The organism is Serratia sp. TSA_105.2, assembly GCF_052692115.1.
In genome coordinates this window covers 1-18012 of the sequence record NZ_JBQZFT010000021.1, presented here as the reverse complement: position 1 = coordinate 18012, position 18012 = coordinate 1, and the positions used below count along the sequence as shown (strand labels likewise).

Sequence of the window (18012 nt, the reverse complement as noted above, 5' to 3'; positions counted from 1 at the left end):
GGCTGAGTAACGTTGGCAAAGCCAACCGTCTGATAGGGCAAAGGCGCGGGTTGCCAGGGGCCGCGCCTTCGGCCCCTGGCTCGGTCGAGGCGTATGAGCCTCATGGCGCATCTCACCTTTATCGACCGAAAACTGCACAAATACGTTCAGAAAAACGCTAACTGACCAGCATTACGCGTTACGCCCCTTGCTTGCCGGTAAATCAGGCGCCTTGTGGCACCGCGTGCGCGGTATTTTTCAATACCGGCCCCCGATACTTCTCGATCTGCAGCTGCGCCATCTGCCCGCAGTTGCCCTGCGCCAGGCTGGAAGAGCCGATGTCGAAGGTCAGGCAGTTGACGTTGCCGTTCTTGCACAGCGAGCCGGGCTGCGCCGGATCGGCCGGATCGAACCAGGCACCTTCGCTGATGCGCACCACGCCGGGCCGCACGTCTTCGCTGACCACCGCGCCCACCAGGATCTGGCCGCGATCGTTAAACGCCCGCACCAGATCGCCGCCGCTGATGCCGCGCGGCTGCGCGTCCTGCGGGTGGATCAGGATCGCTTCACGATCCGCCACCGCGTATTTCTCGCGCAGCGGCGTGTTGTCGAGCTGGGAGTGCAGCCGGTTGGTCGGGTGCGCGGTATTGAGCGACAGCGGGTATTTGGCCGCTTCCGGCCCGCGATACCATTCGTGCGGCGGCATCCAGGTCGGGATGCCGGGGCAATCCTCATAATGCATTTTGGCGATGGCGTCGGAGTAGATCTCGATCTTGCCCGACGGCGTGCCCAGCGGGTTCAACAGCGGGTTGTCGCGATAGTCGGCGAAGCGCACCCACTGCTTGTTGGCCTCCGGCACCGGGAAGCGCACGTAGTTGTTGGATTGCCAGAACATGTCGAACGGCGGCAGCGCCACCCGGGCCGCGCGCGCCTGGTTCTTCATGTCGTCGTACATGCCTTTCAGCCACTGGGTTTCGTCCTTGCCCTCGGTAAAGGCTTCCTGCACGCCCAGCCTGGCCGCCATCGCCGAGAAGATGTCGAAGTCGCTGCGTGACTCGTGCTGCGGCGGCACGCATTGATGCATCGGGAACACGTAGAGCTGCGAATAGTCGCCGCCCATTTCCAGATCGTTGCGCTCGTAGCTGGTGGTGGCCGGCAGCACGATGTCGGCATGCTTGGCGGTGGCGGTCCAGTAAGGCTCGTTGACCACGATGGTGTCCGGCCGCTGCCAGGCTTTGACCAGGTTATTGGTGTCCTGATGCTGGTGGAAGGTGTTGCCGCCCGCCACATACACCATTTTCACCTCAGGGTAGGTGACCTTGGCGCCGTTGAAGTCGATGGTTTTGCCCGGGTTGCTCAGGCATTCGGCGATGCGCGCCACCGGGATCGGCGCCGGGGAGTTCTTCGGCGCGTTGCCGGCGGAGATGCCGGCGATGATGCCGCCCTTGGCGGTCGGGCTGCCGCCGGAGGAATAGTGGTAGCTGAAGCCGAAGCCGCCGCCCGGCAGGCCGATCTGGCCGAGCATCGCCGCCACCGTCACCAGCAGCCAGTGCTGCTGTTCGCCGTGGTGCTGGCGCTGAATGCCCCAGCCGCCCATGATCATGGTGCGATGCTTCGCCATCTCGCGCGCCAGTGCGCGCAGCGTGTCGGCATCGACGCCGCTGATGTCGGCCGCCCATTCGGCGGTTTTCGCCACGCCGTCGCTCTCGCCCAGCAGGTAGGCCTGGAACTTGTCGAAGCCGACGGTGTAGGTTTTCAGGAAGTCCGGGTTATGCAGCTTCTCGGTCAGCAGCGTGTGGGCGATGCCGATCAGCATGGCGCCGTCGGTATAAGGACGCGGGGCGATCCACTGCGCATTGACGAACTTGGCGCTGTCGCTGTGTACCGGATCGATGCTGATCACCCGGGTGCCTTTCTTCTTCAGCGCCTCGAAGCCGGTCTGGCCGACGTGATCCGGCACGTTCCAGCTGTTTTTCAGCGTGACCATCGGGTTGCAGCCCCACAGGATCACCAGCTCGCTGTTCTCGATCACGTTCGGCCAGGCGGTCTGCTGTTCGTAGACTTCCATCGAACCGACCACGTGCGACATGATCACCTGCGCCGCGCCGGTGGAGTAGTCGCCGGCGTAGCCGAGGAAACCGCCGGTCAGGTTCATCAGGCGCTGCAGCAGCGTGCGGCTGTTGTGCAGCATGCCGACGCTTTTCCAGCCGTAGGAACCGGCGTAGATCGATTGCGGCCCGTGATCTTTTTGCAGGCGAACGATCTCATTGCACACCAGCTCGGTTGCTTTGTCCCAGCTGACGCGCACCCACTCGTCGCGGCCGCGCAGTTCGGTGCGGCTGCCGGGGCCGCCCTCCAGCCAGCTTTTACGCACCATCGGGTATTTGATGCGGTTCTCGGCGTGCACCTGATAAGGCGCCATGGTGATCAGCTCATTGGGGTACGGATCGTCCTGCACCGGCTGCACGCCGACCATCTTGCCGTCTTGCACGATGGCCTCGAACGCGCCCCAGTGGGCGCCGGTCAGAATGCCTTTTTGCGCCTGACGCAAGACGATGAACTGCGGCAGCGCTTCGCTGATGGCCTGCGCCAGCGCCGCTTTGGGCCATAAGCCCGCCAGCAGCGGGGCGGCGGCCAGCGCGGCGGCGCCGGTCAGGAAGCGGCGGCGGCTCATTGTTAACGGTTGTTGGTTGCTCATTGCGCTTCTCCCTTAAAGCTTGGCCGGTGCGGCAGGTGGCATGTCGCTGGCGTGTTTTTGTACGTATTGCGTCAGCACGCGCAGCTGTTCCTGCGTCAGTGAGGTACGCGGCGCCATGCCTTTGATGACGCCGATCCATTGGTTGGCATTGAAGCGATCGAGCGCGGTCAGCCCGTGGCAACCGGTGCAGTTGGCCGACATCATGTCCGCGGCGTAGCGCCAGATTTTTTGCTGATCGTCGATCAACTGTTTACGCGGCAGCCACACCTGCAGAGAAACCTGATGCCAGACCAGGCCGGTTTCCGCATCGGTCTGGGTGGAGGCGGTCTTCAGCTGTTGGCGCGCGTCTTCACCCAGCAGCACGCTGAGGATGCGTTTGCCCTGCGCAGCGTAGAACACTTCGCTGACGCCGTCCTGCTGCCAGCCGCTCACGGTGGCCAGCACCTTGTCGCCATCCTGTTTCACCACCTGCACTTCGGTGGACGGCATCAGGTTGCCGGCGTTATGGCTGTCATCCGCGCTGAGGAAGAACGGTTCGGTGGCGATGGTGTAGAGGGTGGTGGCGTCCGGTGCGGTCAGCGCCGCGGCCTTCGCCAGCTCGGCGGCGCCGGCCTGGGTTTCGCCGCTCATATCCGGCAGGATGTGGGCCACGCCCTTATGGCAATCGATGCAGGTCTCGCCCTGTTTGATCGCCACCGGGTGCTGCAGGCGCGCCTCAGGGCGCTGGGCGGTGATGTCCATGGCGTCGTAGCTGTGGCAGGAGCGGCAGGTGGCCGAGTCGTTCTCTTTCAGCGTTTTCCAGACCGACTGTGCCATCGCCAGCTTGTGCGCTTCGTATTTTTCCGGCGTATCGATGGTGCCGACCATCTCGCCGTAAATGTCTTTTACCGCGCGGATTTTGGTCCACAGGTAATCGATCGGCTGGTGCGGCACGTGGCAGTCGGCGCACTCGGCGCGGATGCCCTTGGTGTTCTGGAAGTGGACGCTGCCCTGATATTCGGCCAGCGGCTGTTGCATGGTGTGGCAGGAAACGCAGAAGGCGGTATCGCTGGTTTTATGGAATACGGTGGCGGTCCCGGCCAACAGCGCCGCGCCGAGGATAATCCCCAGCAGCAAAAGCCATAGCCATCCCCACCGGCGCTTTTTTTCAAAGCCAGTCAGTTTTTTGCTCATGGTAAACCCGCTTATAATTATGAATTTAAAATAAAATCTTGCCAAAAGGCCGCCGACCGGAGGTCAGAATGCCACGTCGATTGCAGGGGTAATAATAGAAGAGGGTTAACCCCATAGGGTTATCCGTAGTCAAAAAAAGGGCATATATCGTAAAAAATAGCGTTATATTCTAATTTATATAGCGATGGGGCGGTACGGCAGGGGAAGCGAGCGCAACACGCGCTCGCGATGGGTCAGGCCGTGGGCAAATAGGCCTGGCCGCTCAGCCACAGGCGGATGGCGGTGCGGCTGGCTTCGAAATGCGGTTCCGGCAGGGCGTCTGGCGTGCACCAGCGCCATTCGGCGCACTTTTCAGGTTCTTTCAGCTCGGCGTCGCCGCCGGGATGATCCACCTGCAGGCAGACAGACACCGTGTGTTTGCCTTCGGCGCGCCAGGTTTGCAGATTGTTGCTGACGCCCACGAAGCGCGGCGGAGCGATGAGCAACCCGGTCTCTTCGGCGATTTCGCGCTGGGCGCACTGCTCGAAGGTTTCACCGGCCTCCAGATGCCCGCCGGGGATCGACCAAAAGGGCGCGTGCGGGCCGCAGCGTTTGCCCAACAAAATCTCGCCCTGCGGGTTGACGATGATCACCCCGACGCCCGTCACTACGTTCATGCTTTTCTCCGTCAGCAAAATTTCAGCACAGTATGTCATTTTGCCTCGGCGCTGACCAATGCGCCGGCGAAAGTGTGCGTAAGCTCAAAAATCTGCAATGGCGAAAGGGAGAAAGCTTGCTTTCACCTTGCACTGCTTACACACTCCTTGAAACGTTTCAGCGTTATCCGGCCGCTTGTGGCGAACGGGTCACGCTCCTTTTTCTCAATAAAGCTGAAACGATTCAATTCAGCAGGAGAGGAGAATCATGTTCCAGTTGTCACCGCAAGACATTCATCTGGGCGCCGCTGCCGACGGTAAGCAAGAGGCCATCCGCCAGGTGGCCGCCGCCCTGACCGGAGCCGGCTGCGTCAGCGCCGGTTACGTGGACGGCATGCTGCAGCGCGAACTGCAGACGTCCACCTACCTGGGCAACGGCATCGCCATTCCGCACGGCACCACCGATACCCGCGATCTGGTGCTGAAAACCGGCGTGCAGGTGTTCCAGTTCCCGCAGGGCATCGCCTGGGGCGAAGGCCAGACCGCCTATGTGGCGATCGGCATCGCCGCCCGCTCCGACGAGCATTTGGCGCTGCTGCGCCAGCTCACTCACGTGCTGAGCGATGACGGCGTGGCGGAACGGCTGGCGAAAACCACCTCCGCGGAAGAGCTGCGCAGCCTGCTGATGGGCGAACAGCAGAGCGCCGAATTCCAGTTCGACGTTTCGCTGATTGCGCTCGACGTCGCGGCCGACAGCCTGATGACGCTGCAGGCGCTGAACGCCGGCCGGCTGCAAAAGGTTGGCGCAGTCAACGCGCAGTTCGTCAGCGATGCCATCACTCGCAAGCCTCTGAACCTGGGGCAGGGCATCTGGCTGAGCGACAGCGTCGAAGGCAACCTGGCCAGCGCGGCCACCGTCAGCCGCCCGGCGCAGGCTTTCGTGGAGGACGGCGAGCCGGTGGCGCTGCTGCTGACGGTATCGGTCGCCGACGCGCAGCCGCTGGCGGTGCTCAACTACCTCAGCGATCTGCTGCTGGCCAACAAAGCTGAACGCCTGCTGAAGGCGGATGCCGCCGGGGTGCTGGCACTGCTGACCAGCGAAGTGGCCGAGGAAAGCAGCGTGCTGAGCGCCGAGTTTGTGATCCGCAACGAGCACGGCCTGCACGCACGGCCGGGCACGGCGCTGGTCAACGTGATCAAAAGTTTCAACAGTGACATCACCGTCACCAACCTGGACGGCAGCGGCAAGCCGGCCAATGGGCGCAGCCTGATGAAGGTGGTGGCGCTGGGCGTGAAGAAAGGGCATCACCTGCGCTTTACCGCCAATGGAGAAGATGCTGAAGCCGCGCTGAAGGCGATCGGTGAAGCAATTAATGAAGGATTGGGCGAGGGCGCAGCATGAGCAGAAGAGTAGCAACGATCACCCTGAACCCGGCGTACGATCTGGTGGGCTTCTGCCCGCAGATCGAGCGCGGGGAAGTCAACCGGGTAAAAACCGCCGGCCTGCACGCCGCCGGTAAGGGCATCAACGTCGCCAAGGTGTTGAAGGATTTAGGCATCGACGTCACCGTCGGCGGTTTCCTGGGCAAAGACAATCAGGACGGTTTCCAGCTGCTGTTCAGCGATCTCGGGATCGCCAACCGCTTCCAGGTGGTGCCGGGCCGCACCCGCATCAACGTCAAGCTGACGGAAAAAGACGGCGAAGTCACCGACTTCAATTTCTCCGGCTTCGAAGTGACGCCGCAGGACTGGGATCGCTTCGTCAGCGATTCGCTGAGTTGGCTGGGCCAGTTCGACATGGTGGCGGTGAGCGGTAGCCTGCCGGCCGGCGTCGATCCCGATGCCTTTACCGACTGGATGACCCAGCTGCGCGCCAAGTGCCCGTGCATCATTTTCGACAGCAGCCGCGAAGCGCTGGTCGCCGGGCTGAAGGCCTCGCCGTGGCTGGTGAAGCCGAACCGTCGCGAGCTGGAAATCTGGGCCGGCCGCCCGCTGCCGACGCTGGCGGATGTGGTCGAGGCCGCGCATGCGCTGCGCGAGCAGGGCATCGCCCACGTGGTGATCTCCCTCGGCGCGGAAGGTGCGCTGTGGGTTAACGCCTCGGGCGCCTGGATCGCCAAACCGCCGTCCTGTGAGGTGGTCAGCACCGTGGGCGCCGGCGATTCGATGGTCGGCGGCCTGATTTACGGCCTGCTGATGCGCGAATCCAGTGAACACACCCTGCGTCTGGCCACGGCGGTAGCGGCGCTGGCGGTCAGCCAGAGCAACGTCGGCGTGACCGATCGTCCCCAGTTGGCCGCGATGATGGCGCGCGTCGATCTGAAACCTTTCAATCAATAGCAGGAGGCAGAATGAAAACGCTGCTGATGGTAGACAGTTCGCTGGGGCAGGCCCGTGGCCACCTGGCGAAACGCATGCTGGAGGCCGCCGCGGCCAAAACCGGCCTGACGCTGGTCGAGTCGCTGCAGGACGCCGAACTGGTGGCGGTGGCGGGGCAGTCTGCCCCTGCTGACACCGGGCTGAACGGCAAATTGGTATATGTGGGCGACGTAGAACAGGCGGTGCGGGAACCGGACGCTTTTCTGGCGCGCGCCAAGGCCGAAGCTGAAACCTATCAGGCACCGCAGGCGGCGGCGCCGGTGAAAGCCGATGGGCAAAAACGCATTGTGGCGATCACCGCTTGCCCAACCGGCGTGGCGCATACCTTTATGGCGGCCGAAGCCATTGAAAGTGAAGCGAAGAAACGCGGCTGGTGGGTGAAGGTGGAAACGCGCGGTTCCGTGGGCGCCGGCAATGCCATCACCCCGGAAGAGGTGGCGGCGGCGGATCTGGTGATCGTCGCGGCGGATATCGAAGTGGATCTGGACAAGTTTGCCGGTAAGCCGATGTACCGCACTTCCACCGGCCTGGCGCTGAAGAAAACCGCCCAGGAACTGGACAAGGCGCTGGCCGAAGCGGAGGTGTTCCAGCCGCAGCAAAGCGGCGGCGCAGCGCCGGCGGCGAAAAAGAAAGAGGGCACCGGCCCATATCGCCACCTGCTGACCGGCGTGTCCTACATGCTGCCGATGGTGGTGGCCGGCGGCCTGTGCATCGCGCTGTCGTTCGTGTTCGGCATCAAGGCGTTTGAAGTCAAAGGCACGTTGGCGGCGGCGCTGATGCAGATCGGCGGCGGCTCCGCCTTTGCGCTGATGGTGCCGGTATTGGCCGGTTTCATCGCCTTCTCCATCGCGGATCGTCCGGGCCTGACGCCGGGCCTGATCGGCGGCATGCTGGCGGTCAGCACCGGCGCCGGGTTCCTCGGCGGCATCATCGCCGGTTTCCTGGCGGGTTACGTCGCCAAGGCGATCAGCAGCAAGCTGCGCCTGCCGCAGAGTATGGAAGCGCTGAAGCCAATCTTGATCATTCCGCTGGTGGCCAGCCTGATCACCGGCCTCATCATGATTTACGTGGTCGGCACGCCGGTAGCGAAAATCATGGAAGGCCTGACTCATTGGCTGCAATCGCTGGGCACCGCCAACGCCGTACTGCTGGGGGCAATCCTCGGCGGCATGATGTGTACCGACATGGGCGGCCCGGTGAACAAAGCGGCCTACGCCTTCGGCGTCGCGCTGCTCAGTTCCTCGGTGTATGCGCCGATGGCGGCGATCATGGCGGCGGGCATGGTGCCTCCGTTGGCGATGGGGCTGGCGACGCTGCTGGCGCGCCGCAAGTTCCCGAAATCCGAACAGGAAGGCGGCAAGGCAGCGCTGGTGCTGGGGCTGTGCTTCATCACCGAAGGGGCGATTCCGTTCGCCGCCCGCGACCCGATGCGCGTGTTGCCGTGCTGCATTGCCGGCGGGGCGCTGACCGGCGCGCTGTCGATGGCCTTCGGCGCCAAGCTGATGGCGCCGCACGGCGGGCTGTTCGTGCTGCTGATCCCGGGCGCGATTTCGCCGGTGTTGCTGTACCTGGTGGCGATCGCCGCCGGTACGCTGTTGGCGGGTGTGGCTTATGCCCTGCTGAAACGTGCTGAAGTGCCGGTTACCCCCGCGGCGTAAGCCTCGTCGATACCGCAAAACGCGCAGCCCCGAGCTGCGCGTTTTTGTTTGTGCCTTAGTCAGTCAGCACGATTTACCCCTGGCCAAAAATCACAGCGCTTTCTAAGCTGATGACGCGACTTTGTTCCTGCGAGCAAGCAATGACTCAAGGAGATTCATCCGTGGCTAAAAAAGTGGCGATCGTACTGACATCCGGTTTCGCCGATTGGGAATACGCGCTGATTGCCGGCGTTGGCGGCCCGTTCTATGGACTGGATGTGGCGTTTTTTGCGCCGCAGGCCGGAAAGCTTCGTTCACAGGGCGGGCTGACGGTAGAGGTTGAAAAAAGCGTGGCCGAATTGGCGGATTGGCGCCCCGAGGTGCTGGTGGTGGTCGGCGGCACCCTGTGGGAAACCGAACGGGCGCCGGACATCAGCGCGTTGCTCAACGAGCAGTTTCAACGCGGCGCAACCCTGGCGGGCATTTGCGGGGGAACGTTGGCGTTGGCACGGGCCGGCCTGTTGAACGGCAGGGCGCATACAGCCAACGCTGCCGAGTTCTTGACGCGCCATGTTGAGGGCTACACCGGCCAGCGCCATTTCGTTGCGAGCGCCGCCGCCGTCGTGGATGACCGTGTCATTACGGCACCGGGATCGGCGCCGGTCAGTTTTACCGCCGGTGTGTTCAGGGCTGCGGGTTTGGATGAAGAAACGCTGCGCCAGTACAGCGCCATGCTGGCGGCGGAGCACGCGGTGGGAGAAACCGCTCGCGCTTAGGCGAGCGGCCAGGGAAGGGTTACTGCTGCGCCTTCAGCCAGGCAATCTCTTCCGCCCAGATATCCGGATTTACCGTTTCCAGAATCAGCGGGATATTGTCGAAACGCGGATCGCGCATGATGTAGCTGAACACCGTTTTGCCGATGTTGCCTTCCCCCAGGCTGTGGTGGCGGTCGACGCGGCTGTTGAACTCGCTCTTGGCATCGTTCAGGTGCATGCCGCGCAGGTAGTTGAAACCGACGATGTCGCCAAGCTGCTTAAAAGTGCGCTCGCACTCTTCTTCGGTACGCAGATCGTAGCCGGCGGCGAAGGCGTGGCAGGTGTCGATGCAAACTCCGACGCGGCTCTTGTCTTCCACGCCGTCGATGATCGCCGCCAGGTGCTCGAATTTGAAGCCCAGGTTGCTGCCCTGGCCGGCGGTGTTTTCGATCACCGCCGTCACGCCGGCGGTTTTATCCAGCGCGATGTTGATCGATTCGGCGATGCGCGCCAGGCACTTGTCTTCATCGATTTGCAGCAGGTGGCTGCCGGGGTGGAAGTTCAGCAGCGTCAGCCCCAGCTGTTCGCAGCGCTGCAGTTCGTCGATAAACGCCTCGCGCGATTTTTCCAACGCCTCGGCCACCGGGTGGCCCAGGTTGATCAGGTAGCTGTCGTGCGGCAGGATCTGCCCCGGCCCGAAGCCGTACTGGGCGCACGCGCTCTTGAACTTATCGATCACGTCGGCGGCCAGCGGCGCGGCCTTCCATTGACGCTGATTTTTGGTGAACAGGGCGAACGCGGTCGCCTCCAATTCGTGCGCGCGGATCACCGCCTGATCCACGCCGCCTGACGCGCTGACATGTGCACCGACAAACTTCATCTTCATTCTCCTGTGTTATCGGTGACATTATGGCATTGATGGCGGGCGGAATAAATGCGGCCCGCCGAAGCGGGCCGCAGAAGGGAATGATTAGAGCCAGTGTTGCACCAGCTGGTTGATCGCGCCGCCGCCGACCAGCAGCCAGACGAACAGCAGCGTGGCCAACAGAATCGGTTTCACCCCGGCCTGGCGCACGGCGCTGATGTGGGTGGTCAACCCCAACGCCGCCATCGCCATCGCCAGCATCCAGGTGTCGGCGGTGATCAGGTGGCGCACCAGCGTGGCCGGCAGCAGGTTGAAGGAGTTCAGCCCGGCGACGGCGATAAACAGCACGGCAAACCACGGAATGGTAATCGCGGATTTTTCCGCCTTGCCTGCGCTGCCGCGGCTGATGTAGCCCGACAGCAGCAGCAGGAACGGCGCCAGCATCATCACGCGGATCATCTTGGCGATCACCGCCGCATTTTCGGCGTCCGGCCCGATGGCATGCCCGGCGGCGACCACCTGAGCCACTTCGTGGATGGTGGAGCCGGCGTAGATGCCGAAAGTTTCCTGGCTGAACGGCAGCCATTGGAAGTGTTCATTCAACTGGTACAGCCACGGGTAGGCGAAGATTGCCAGGGTACCGAACACCACCACAGTCGAGACCGCCACCGCCACTTTGCTGGAGTCGGCCTTCAGCACCGGCTCGGTGGCCATCACCGCCGCCGCGCCGCAAATGCTGCTGCCGGCGCCGATCAGCATCGCGGTCTGGCTGTCGATGCCGAATACCTTCTTGCCGAGCCAACAGGCCAGCAGGAAGGTGGTGGTCAGGGTCAGCGCATCGATAATGATGCCGCTGGCGCCCACGTCGGCGATCTGCTGAAAGGTCAGGCGGAAGCCGTAAAGGATAATGCCCAGACGCAGCAGGCGTTGTTTGGCCAGCTGTACGCCGCCGTGACAAACGGTTTGCCAGCGGGGATACAGCGTGTTGCCCACCAGAATGCCGAACAGGATCGCCAGCGTCAGCGCCCCCAGGCCCAGCTCCGCCACCCAGGGAATATCGCCGGCCCAGACGGCCAGCGCGGTGAGCGCGCCGGTCAGCGCCAGCCCCGGCACCAGCCGCGGCAGGCCGAACAGCGGAAAGCGTCGCTCGGGATAAGTGTGAGTGGTATCAGTCGCCATAAAAGTCAGTCCTTCAGTCTGTTTCTTGCTGCTAAGAGTACGTTTGGGCTGAATAAAAGAGAAATTGATTATATATTTATAACCTATCTGAATAAGTGGTATTGAGTCAGGCATTGGCATACAGCCGCATTGCGGCTAGGGTGAGGAGGAGCGGCGAGCCGCCGTCAACTTTCCAACTGAACAGGAGCAGGCGATGGATACCGACGATCAACGCAGAGAGCAGATAGACCAGGAAGTGGGGCGCGCGGTGCGGCGTTTGATTGAAGAAAACAAGGCGGTCGATCGCGACCACCTGGTGGCGATGCTGCAATTAATACAGCGGGACGAAACCGGCACGCCGCGCGAGGCGGTGCTGGCCGCGGCGGCGCAGCTGGTCGCCTTGGGCAAGTAACGCGCCGAATTGGCCGTAAATGGGGTAGCCTCGCCGGGCTACCCACATCATGTTGACATCATTTTGCGGTTCTCTGGCAGAACCCTTTTTCACTACCGGGACGGCTATGCATATCACGTTGCGTCAACTGGAAGTCTTTACCGAAGTGCTGAAAAGCGGTTCGACCACTCAGGCCTCGGTGGTGCTGGCGCTGTCGCAGTCGGCGGTCAGTGCGGCGCTGGCGGATCTGGAAGGGCAGCTGGGTGTGCAGCTGTTCGATCGCGTCGGCAAACGGCTGGTGATCAACGAGCACGGCCGGTTGCTGTATCCCAAGGCGCTGGCGTTGCTGGAGCAGGCGGGGGAGATCGAGCAGCTGTTTCGTCATGACGGCGGGGCGCTGCGCATCGCCGCCAGCAGCACCATCGGTAACTACATGCTGCCGGAGATGATCGCCCGTTACCGTCGGGATTTTCCGGCCACGCCGCTGGAGCTGAACGTCGGCAACAGCCAGGACGTGATCGTGGCGGTGGCGGATTTTCGCGTCGATCTGGGGCTGATCGAAGGGCCTTGCCATATGCCGGAGCTGGTGACGCAGCCGTGGCTGGAGGACGAGCTGGTGGTGTTCGCGGCGCCGGACAACCCGCTGACCCGCGAGCCGCCAACGCTGGAGGCGCTGGCCAATGCGCCGTGGATCCTGCGTGAGCGCGGTTCGGGCACCCGCGAGGTGCTGGATCATCTGCTGTTGGCGCACCTGCCGCACTTCCAACTGGTGATGGAGCTCGGCAACTCGGAGGCGATCAAGCACGCGGTGCGGCATGGTATCGGCATCAGCTGCCTGTCGCGGCGGGTGGTGGCGGAACAGTTGGCCAGCGGCGCGCTGGTGGAACTGCCGGTGCCGCTGCCGCCGCTGCGGCGCACCCTGTACCTGATCCGCCATCGGCAAAAGCACATTTCCAACGCGTTGCAGCGTTTTCTCAGCTATTGCGCGCTGTAATCGACAGCGCGTCATGTCCTCTGCTGCCGCGCAGGCCGGAAAAAGCATAAAAACCTGCGCGCGCTCACATTAATGAGAGTAAGTAAGGCCATAAGGGCCGCGGCTAATAATTGCCTCTGAATTATGAAGCTATCTTATATCAGTGCAATGTTGCTAGTTCACCGGCGGGTATTTGTTACAATCCGCCCTCATTTTTTCAAAGAGCAGATAGGGTTCGAATGGCTCAGCAGGATATAAAAACATCGGGGCAGCAAGCACCCGGATTGCGCCGTGAGCTGAAAGCCCGGCATTTGACCATGATCGCCATCGGCGGCTCCATCGGCACCGGCCTGTTCGTCGCCTCGGGCGCCACGGTTTCTCAGGCAGGCCCCGGCGGGGCGCTGCTGTCATACGCGCTGATCGGTTTGATGGTGTACTTCCTGATGACCAGCCTGGGCGAACTGGCGGCTTTTATGCCGGTCTCCGGTTCATTCTCCACTTACGGCGCCAAATACGTGGAAGAAGGCTTCGGCTTCGCGCTGGGCTGGAACTACTGGTACAACTGGGCGGTGACCATCGCCGTTGACCTGGTGGCCTCGCAGTTGGTGATGAACTACTGGTTCCCGGACACCCCCGGCTGGATCTGGAGCGCACTGTTCCTCGGCCTGATGTTCCTGCTGAACTACATTTCGGTGAAAGGGTTCGGCGAGGCGGAATACTGGTTCGCGTTGATCAAGGTCAGCACCGTGATTATCTTCATCGCCGTCGGCGTGCTGATGATCGTCGGCATTCTAAAGGGCGGCGAGCACGCCGGCTGGCAGAACTGGACGGTAGGAGACGCGCCGTTCGCCGGCGGCTTCTCGGCGATGATTGGCGTGGCCATGATCGTCGGCTTCTCGTTCCAGGGCACCGAGCTTATCGGCATCGCGGCCGGCGAATCGGAGAATCCGGGTAAAAACATCCCGCGCGCGGTGCGCCAGGTGTTCTGGCGTATCCTGCTGTTCTATATCTTCGCCATTCTGATCATCAGCCTGATCATTCCGTACACCGATCCGAGCCTGCTGCGCAACGACGTGAAAGACATCAGCGTCAGCCCGTTCACCCTGGTGTTCCAGCATGCCGGCCTGCTGTCGGCGGCGGCGGTGATGAACGCGGTGATCCTGACGGCGGTGCTGTCGGCCGGTAACTCGGGCATGTACGCATCGACCCGCATGTTGTACACCCTGGCTTCGGAAGGCAAGGCGCCGCGCATTTTCGCCAAGCTGTCGAAAGGCGGTGTGCCGCGTAACGCGCTGTATGCGACCTGCGTGGTGGCCGGCCTGTGCTTCCTGACGTCAATGTTCGGCAACCAGTCGGTTTATCTGTGGCTGTTGAATACCTCGGGCATGACCGGTTTCATCGCCTGGTTGGGCATCGCCATCAGCCACTACCGTTTCCGCCGCGGTTACATGCTGCAGGGCCGCGATCTGAACGATTTGCCGTACCGTTCCGGGTTCTTCCCGCTGGGGCCGATCTTCGCCTTCGTGCTGTGTCTGATCATTACCCTGGGCCAGAACTACCAGGCCTTCCTGCAAGACAAGATCGACTGGTACGGCGTGACCGCGACCTACATCGGCATTCCGCTGTTCCTGCTGATTTGGTTCGGTTACAAGCTGTCGCGCGGCACCCGCGTCGTGAAGTACAGCGAAATGGAATTCCCGAAGATGGACGTGAAGTAATCTTTGGTGAATGACACGCGGCGGGGGCTCCCGCCGCGTGTGGTTTTACTTTTTTCCGCCTTTGGCTTCCGCCAGCGCCTGCTGCGCCGAACTCATCAAATCTTCCACCGTCGCATAATCCTGCGTCAGCGCCAAAATACCAGCGTTGAGCTGCATGCTCACCTCGCCGAACGCGCCAAAATCGTAGGGCGCCTCCAGCGGCGGCACGATGCGCGCCAGGAACTCGCTTTCCGCGCCGTAAGGCAGATCGTGCACCAGAATCAAAAACAGGCCGCCGGTGTAGCGGCAGACGTAGTCGCTGGGGCGGAGCAGCGTCTTGAGGCGCTCGCCGACGGTGCGCAGCACGTCATCGCCGATCTGGACGCCGTGGCTTTGGTAAAGCGCCGCCAGCGGGCCGAATTCAAGAATGAACAGGTGGGAGATCGTCTGTGCCGCTGCGGGGCGGCAGATGCTGCGCATCACTACCTCGCCGCCCGCGCGGTTGAGGAAGCCGGTCAGGCGATCGCGGTGGGACGCCTGCTGCTTCTCCCAGGCCAGCGTGACGTGCTGTACCCGCTGACGGTGGTAGCGCGCGATCATGCCATGGGCCAGCACCAGCCACAGCGGCGCGAGGTCCGCCAGGACAAACAGGTTTTGCACGCGCGACAGCGGCGCCGCCAGCAGGTAGGGCAGCGTCAGCGCGATCACCTCAAGCAGCGCGAAGCGCGGGGCGGCGGCATGGCGCTGCATCAGCCAGCAGGCCAGGGCGGTGATCGTCAGACCGGCGAACAGGATCAGCACGAAGCGGCCCGACAGCATCGCCAGCGCGGCGCTGGCGCCAACCAGCAGCGCCCACAGCAACACCGTCACCAGCATGGCGTTCGGCCAGGCGTATTGTTGCCGCTGCGCCAACCCGGCGCGCCCGGCGGTCAACAGCAGCAACAGCAGCAGCAGAACGATACCGACCAGCCGCTGGTTCAGCCAGGCGTACCCCACCAACAGCGCTGCCGGCCCCACGGCATTCAGCCAGGGAGTGAGAGGAGAGGGCGTCAGCGTGAGCCGCAGCTGGCGTTGAAACGGCTCGTCGTCGGCGTGCAGCGGGCTGTGCAACAGCCAGTTCAGCAGCGCCGGGCGTTTGGGCGTTACCGCCGGAGATGGACTTCTCATTACAGCCTCGTCAATAAGGCCGCTCTTGCGGCGGCCTGAAGGTTTGTTGCACGCGCGGTGCTGTGGTTTGGATTCTATGTGGTTTTGTCGTTATTTGTCAGAGTCTGGTCGGATCAGGCATAACTTTCAGAATAATGAACCTTATGGCCGCTGGCGGGAGTAAGCGTGGTGCTTTGAAAATGGCCTGTAAAAACAAATTGTTACATTTCGATGGCGCTGTTTTCACCTATTGATATGATTGATAAGTATTATCGTTTGCTTTATTGTGGACGGCTGCGCGCAGGCTGTCGCCGCGCGCTTTCCGGTTTACGGCGGACGCCTTCGCGCCGCTGTCATGATGGTTGTAACAGGTATCTTAACGAATGAGCGTATCCACCGATCCCATGACCGACGCCAAGGGGCAACCCAACGCCGGCGTGATGGGACGTTATCAGCATATTCTTCGCCATCGCCTGTTGATGATGGGCGTGTTGGCACTGGCGATCCTGGGCTCGCTGCTGCTGGATTTCACCATGGGGCCGTCCGGGCTGTCGCTGTCGTCCTTATGGCAAACGCTGCTCGATCCCGCCGCGGCCGATGCCGGCACGCGGGTCATCGTCTGGGACATCCGCTTGCCTTACGCGCTGATGGCGGTGGTGGTGGGTTTTGCGCTCGGTTTGGCCGGGGCGGAAATGCAGACCATCCTGAATAACCCGCTGGCCAGCCCCTTCACCCTCGGCGTGTCATCCGCCGCGGCCTTTGGCGCCGCGCTGGCGATCGTGCTCGGCATCGGCATTCCGGGCATTCCCGATCAGTGGTTCATCTCCGCCAACGCCTTTATCTTTGCGCTGTTCGCCGCGCTGATGCTCGACGGCATCACGCGCTGGACGCGGGTCGCCACCTCCGGCGTGGTGCTGTTCGGCATCGCGCTGGTGTTTACCTTCAACGCGCTGGTATCGATGATGCAGTTCATCGCCAGCGAGGACACGCTGCAGGGGCTGGTGTTCTGGACCATGGGCAGCCTGGCGCGCGCCTCGTGGGACAAGCTGGGCATTCTGTTCGGGGTGTTCGCCGTGCTGCTGCCGCTGTCGATGATGAGCTCGTGGAAACTGACCGCGCTGCGTCTGGGTGAAGACCGGGCGGTGAGCTTCGGCATCGACGTGCGCCGTCTGCGGCTGACCACGCTGCTGCGCATCAGCATTCTCTCGGCGCTGGCGGTGGCCTTTGTCGGGCCGATCGGTTTTATCGGCCTGGTGGCGCCGCACATCGCGCGCATGATCTTCGGCGAAGATCACCGTTTCTATCTGCCGGCCAGCGCGCTGATTGGCGCGCTGGTGCTGTCGATGGCCTCGGTGGCGTCGAAAAATCTGGTGCCCGGGGTGATCATTCCGGTGGGCATCGTCACGTCGCTGGTCGGGGTGCCGTTCTTCCTGAGCATTATTCTGCGCCACCGGGGGAACGTATGAGTCAGGGCTTGCGAATAGAACACTTCTCGGCGGGCTACCCGAAGCGCCAGGTGATCGACGATCTCTCGGTGCCGATGCTGCCACGCGGGCAAATCACCGTGCTGCTGGGGCCGAACGGCAGCGGCAAATCGACGCTGCTGCGCTCGCTGGCCGGGCTGAACCCGGCGCAGGGCAAGCTGTGGCTGGACGACGACGATCTGATGCAGATGCCGTTCGCCCGTCGGGCGGAGAAAGTGGTGTATCTGCCGCAGTCGCTGCCCGCCGGGGTGCATCTGCACGTGCTGGAGTCGATCATCGTGGCGCAGCGCGCCTCGGGCGGCCGCAGCAACGCCGGCAGCGAAGCGGAGGTGATGGCCCTGCTGGATCAACTGGGCATCGCCCACCTGGCGCTGAGCTATCTCGATCAGCTGTCCGGCGGCCAGAAACAGCTGGTGGGATTGGCGCAGTCGCTGATCCGTCAGCCCTCGCTGCTGCTGCTGGATGAACCGCTGAGCGCGCTCGATCTCAACTATCAGTTCCACGTGATGGATTTGGTGCGCCGCGAAACCCGCAAGCGCAATATCGTGACGGTGGTGGTAGTGCATGACATCAACATCGCGCTGCGCCACGGCGACCACGTGCTGATGCTGCAGGATGGCGATCTGATCGCCGACGGTGCGCCGGAACAGGTGATTACGCCGCAGAGCTTGGCGCGGGTCTACGGCGTGCGCGGGCGTATCGAACGCTGCTCGCAGGGCACGCCGCAGGTGCTGATAGACGGTCTGGTGAACCAGCCGACGATTTAATCCAAGAAAAAGTTTCTTTTTCACATAATGCCGCTCACTTAAGCCCGAGTGGCATTTTTTTATCCAGTCTCTTTACGTGTCGTGCAGGATGAATTGCCGTAAATGCCCCGAATTTCTCTGTTACCACAATGAACGGCAATTGGAGGGGCCGAAGGCGCGGCCCCTCCACCCGCGCCTTCGCTTAACACCGACTGTCCGCTGTGCGGATACCCTCGCCGCGTCTGCATTGTCGGGCGGGTCGGCTGCGACAAACGTCCCTGTTAGTCTCGCCTCAA

General features: G+C 62.6%; 15 protein-coding genes. 9 read left to right on the top strand and 6 right to left on the bottom strand.

Features of this window, described 5'->3' with window-relative positions; genetic code table 11:
* Positions 1-202: 202 nt before the first annotated feature.
* The 3 genes from torA to ACUTSC_RS24900 all read right to left on the bottom strand — a co-directional run bounded on the left by torA (position 203) and on the right by ACUTSC_RS24900 (position 4506).
* Complete coding sequence (torA, locus tag ACUTSC_RS24910) at positions 203-2677, bottom strand: trimethylamine-N-oxide reductase TorA (RefSeq protein ID WP_197768122.1); 2475 nt, start codon at positions 2675-2677, stop codon at positions 203-205.
* A gap of 12 nt (positions 2678-2689) precedes the next feature.
* Complete coding sequence (locus tag ACUTSC_RS24905; protein WP_033648001.1) at positions 2690-3850, bottom strand: NapC/NirT family cytochrome c; 1161 nt, start codon at positions 3848-3850, stop codon at positions 2690-2692.
* A 233-nt stretch (positions 3851-4083) separates the two neighbouring features.
* Positions 4084-4506 (bottom strand): NUDIX domain-containing protein, encoded by a 423-nt coding sequence (locus tag ACUTSC_RS24900; RefSeq protein WP_197768121.1) that lies wholly within the window; start codon positions 4504-4506, stop codon positions 4084-4086.
* Between the two features lie 247 nt (positions 4507-4753).
* Here ACUTSC_RS24900 and fruB point away from each other — a divergent pair, with 247 nt between their 5' ends.
* From fruB to ACUTSC_RS24880, 4 genes are all read left to right on the top strand, one after another.
* Entirely contained in the window at positions 4754-5887 is a 1134-nt protein-coding gene (gene fruB / locus ACUTSC_RS24895; protein WP_197768120.1) for a fused PTS fructose transporter subunit IIA/HPr protein, read from the top strand.
* Positions 5884-6825, top strand: coding sequence for a 1-phosphofructokinase (gene fruK / locus ACUTSC_RS24890; protein ID WP_015378523.1), 942 nt, complete (start codon positions 5884-5886; stop codon positions 6823-6825). Before fruB ends, fruK begins: the two co-directional genes overlap by 4 nt.
* A gap of 11 nt (positions 6826-6836) precedes the next feature.
* Positions 6837-8522 (top strand): PTS fructose transporter subunit IIBC, encoded by a 1686-nt coding sequence (fruA, locus tag ACUTSC_RS24885; RefSeq protein WP_197768119.1) that lies wholly within the window; start codon positions 6837-6839, stop codon positions 8520-8522.
* Positions 8523-8683: 161 nt separating this feature from the next.
* Complete coding sequence (locus ACUTSC_RS24880) at positions 8684-9277, top strand: DJ-1/PfpI family protein (protein WP_197768118.1); 594 nt, start codon at positions 8684-8686, stop codon at positions 9275-9277.
* Positions 9278-9296: 19 nt separating this feature from the next.
* Here ACUTSC_RS24880 and nfo read toward each other — a convergent pair whose 3' ends face one another.
* Together nfo and ACUTSC_RS24870 are read right to left on the bottom strand one after the other, a co-directional pair.
* Positions 9297-10136 carry a deoxyribonuclease IV gene (gene nfo / locus ACUTSC_RS24875; protein WP_016926988.1) on the bottom strand — a complete coding sequence of 280 codons (840 nt, stop codon included), beginning with the start codon at positions 10134-10136 and terminating at the stop codon, positions 9297-9299.
* 90 nt (positions 10137-10226) lie between these two features.
* On the bottom strand, positions 10227-11300 hold the full coding sequence (locus ACUTSC_RS24870; RefSeq protein ID WP_063989306.1) for a YeiH family putative sulfate export transporter: 1074 nt from the start codon (positions 11298-11300) through the stop codon (positions 10227-10229).
* A 193-nt stretch (positions 11301-11493) separates the two neighbouring features.
* On the opposite strand from ACUTSC_RS24870, the gene ACUTSC_RS24865 reads away from it, so the two are divergent.
* From ACUTSC_RS24865 to ACUTSC_RS24855, 3 genes are all read left to right on the top strand, one after another.
* Complete coding sequence (locus tag ACUTSC_RS24865; RefSeq protein ID WP_197768117.1) at positions 11494-11691, top strand: hypothetical protein; 198 nt, start codon at positions 11494-11496, stop codon at positions 11689-11691.
* A 106-nt stretch (positions 11692-11797) separates the two neighbouring features.
* Positions 11798-12664: a DNA-binding transcriptional regulator YeiE gene (gene yieE / locus ACUTSC_RS24860; protein WP_197768116.1), complete on the top strand. Its 867-nt coding sequence runs from the start codon at positions 11798-11800 to the stop codon at positions 12662-12664.
* A gap of 218 nt (positions 12665-12882) precedes the next feature.
* Positions 12883-14361 (top strand): amino acid permease, encoded by a 1479-nt coding sequence (locus tag ACUTSC_RS24855; protein WP_063989303.1) that lies wholly within the window; start codon positions 12883-12885, stop codon positions 14359-14361.
* A 45-nt stretch (positions 14362-14406) separates the two neighbouring features.
* Here ACUTSC_RS24855 and ACUTSC_RS24850 read toward each other — a convergent pair whose 3' ends face one another.
* On the bottom strand, positions 14407-15507 hold the full coding sequence (locus ACUTSC_RS24850; RefSeq protein ID WP_197768115.1) for a diguanylate cyclase domain-containing protein: 1101 nt from the start codon (positions 15505-15507) through the stop codon (positions 14407-14409).
* A 362-nt stretch (positions 15508-15869) separates the two neighbouring features.
* On the opposite strand from ACUTSC_RS24850, the gene ACUTSC_RS24845 reads away from it, so the two are divergent.
* Positions 15870-16952, top strand: a complete 1083-nt coding sequence (locus ACUTSC_RS24845; protein WP_031300718.1) for a FecCD family ABC transporter permease — start codon at positions 15870-15872, stop codon at positions 16950-16952.
* Positions 16949-17737 (top strand): ATP-binding cassette domain-containing protein, encoded by a 789-nt coding sequence (locus ACUTSC_RS24840; RefSeq protein ID WP_197768114.1) that lies wholly within the window; start codon positions 16949-16951, stop codon positions 17735-17737. The genes ACUTSC_RS24845 and ACUTSC_RS24840 overlap by 4 nt, the downstream gene beginning before the upstream one ends.
* Positions 17738-18012 lie beyond the last annotated feature (275 nt).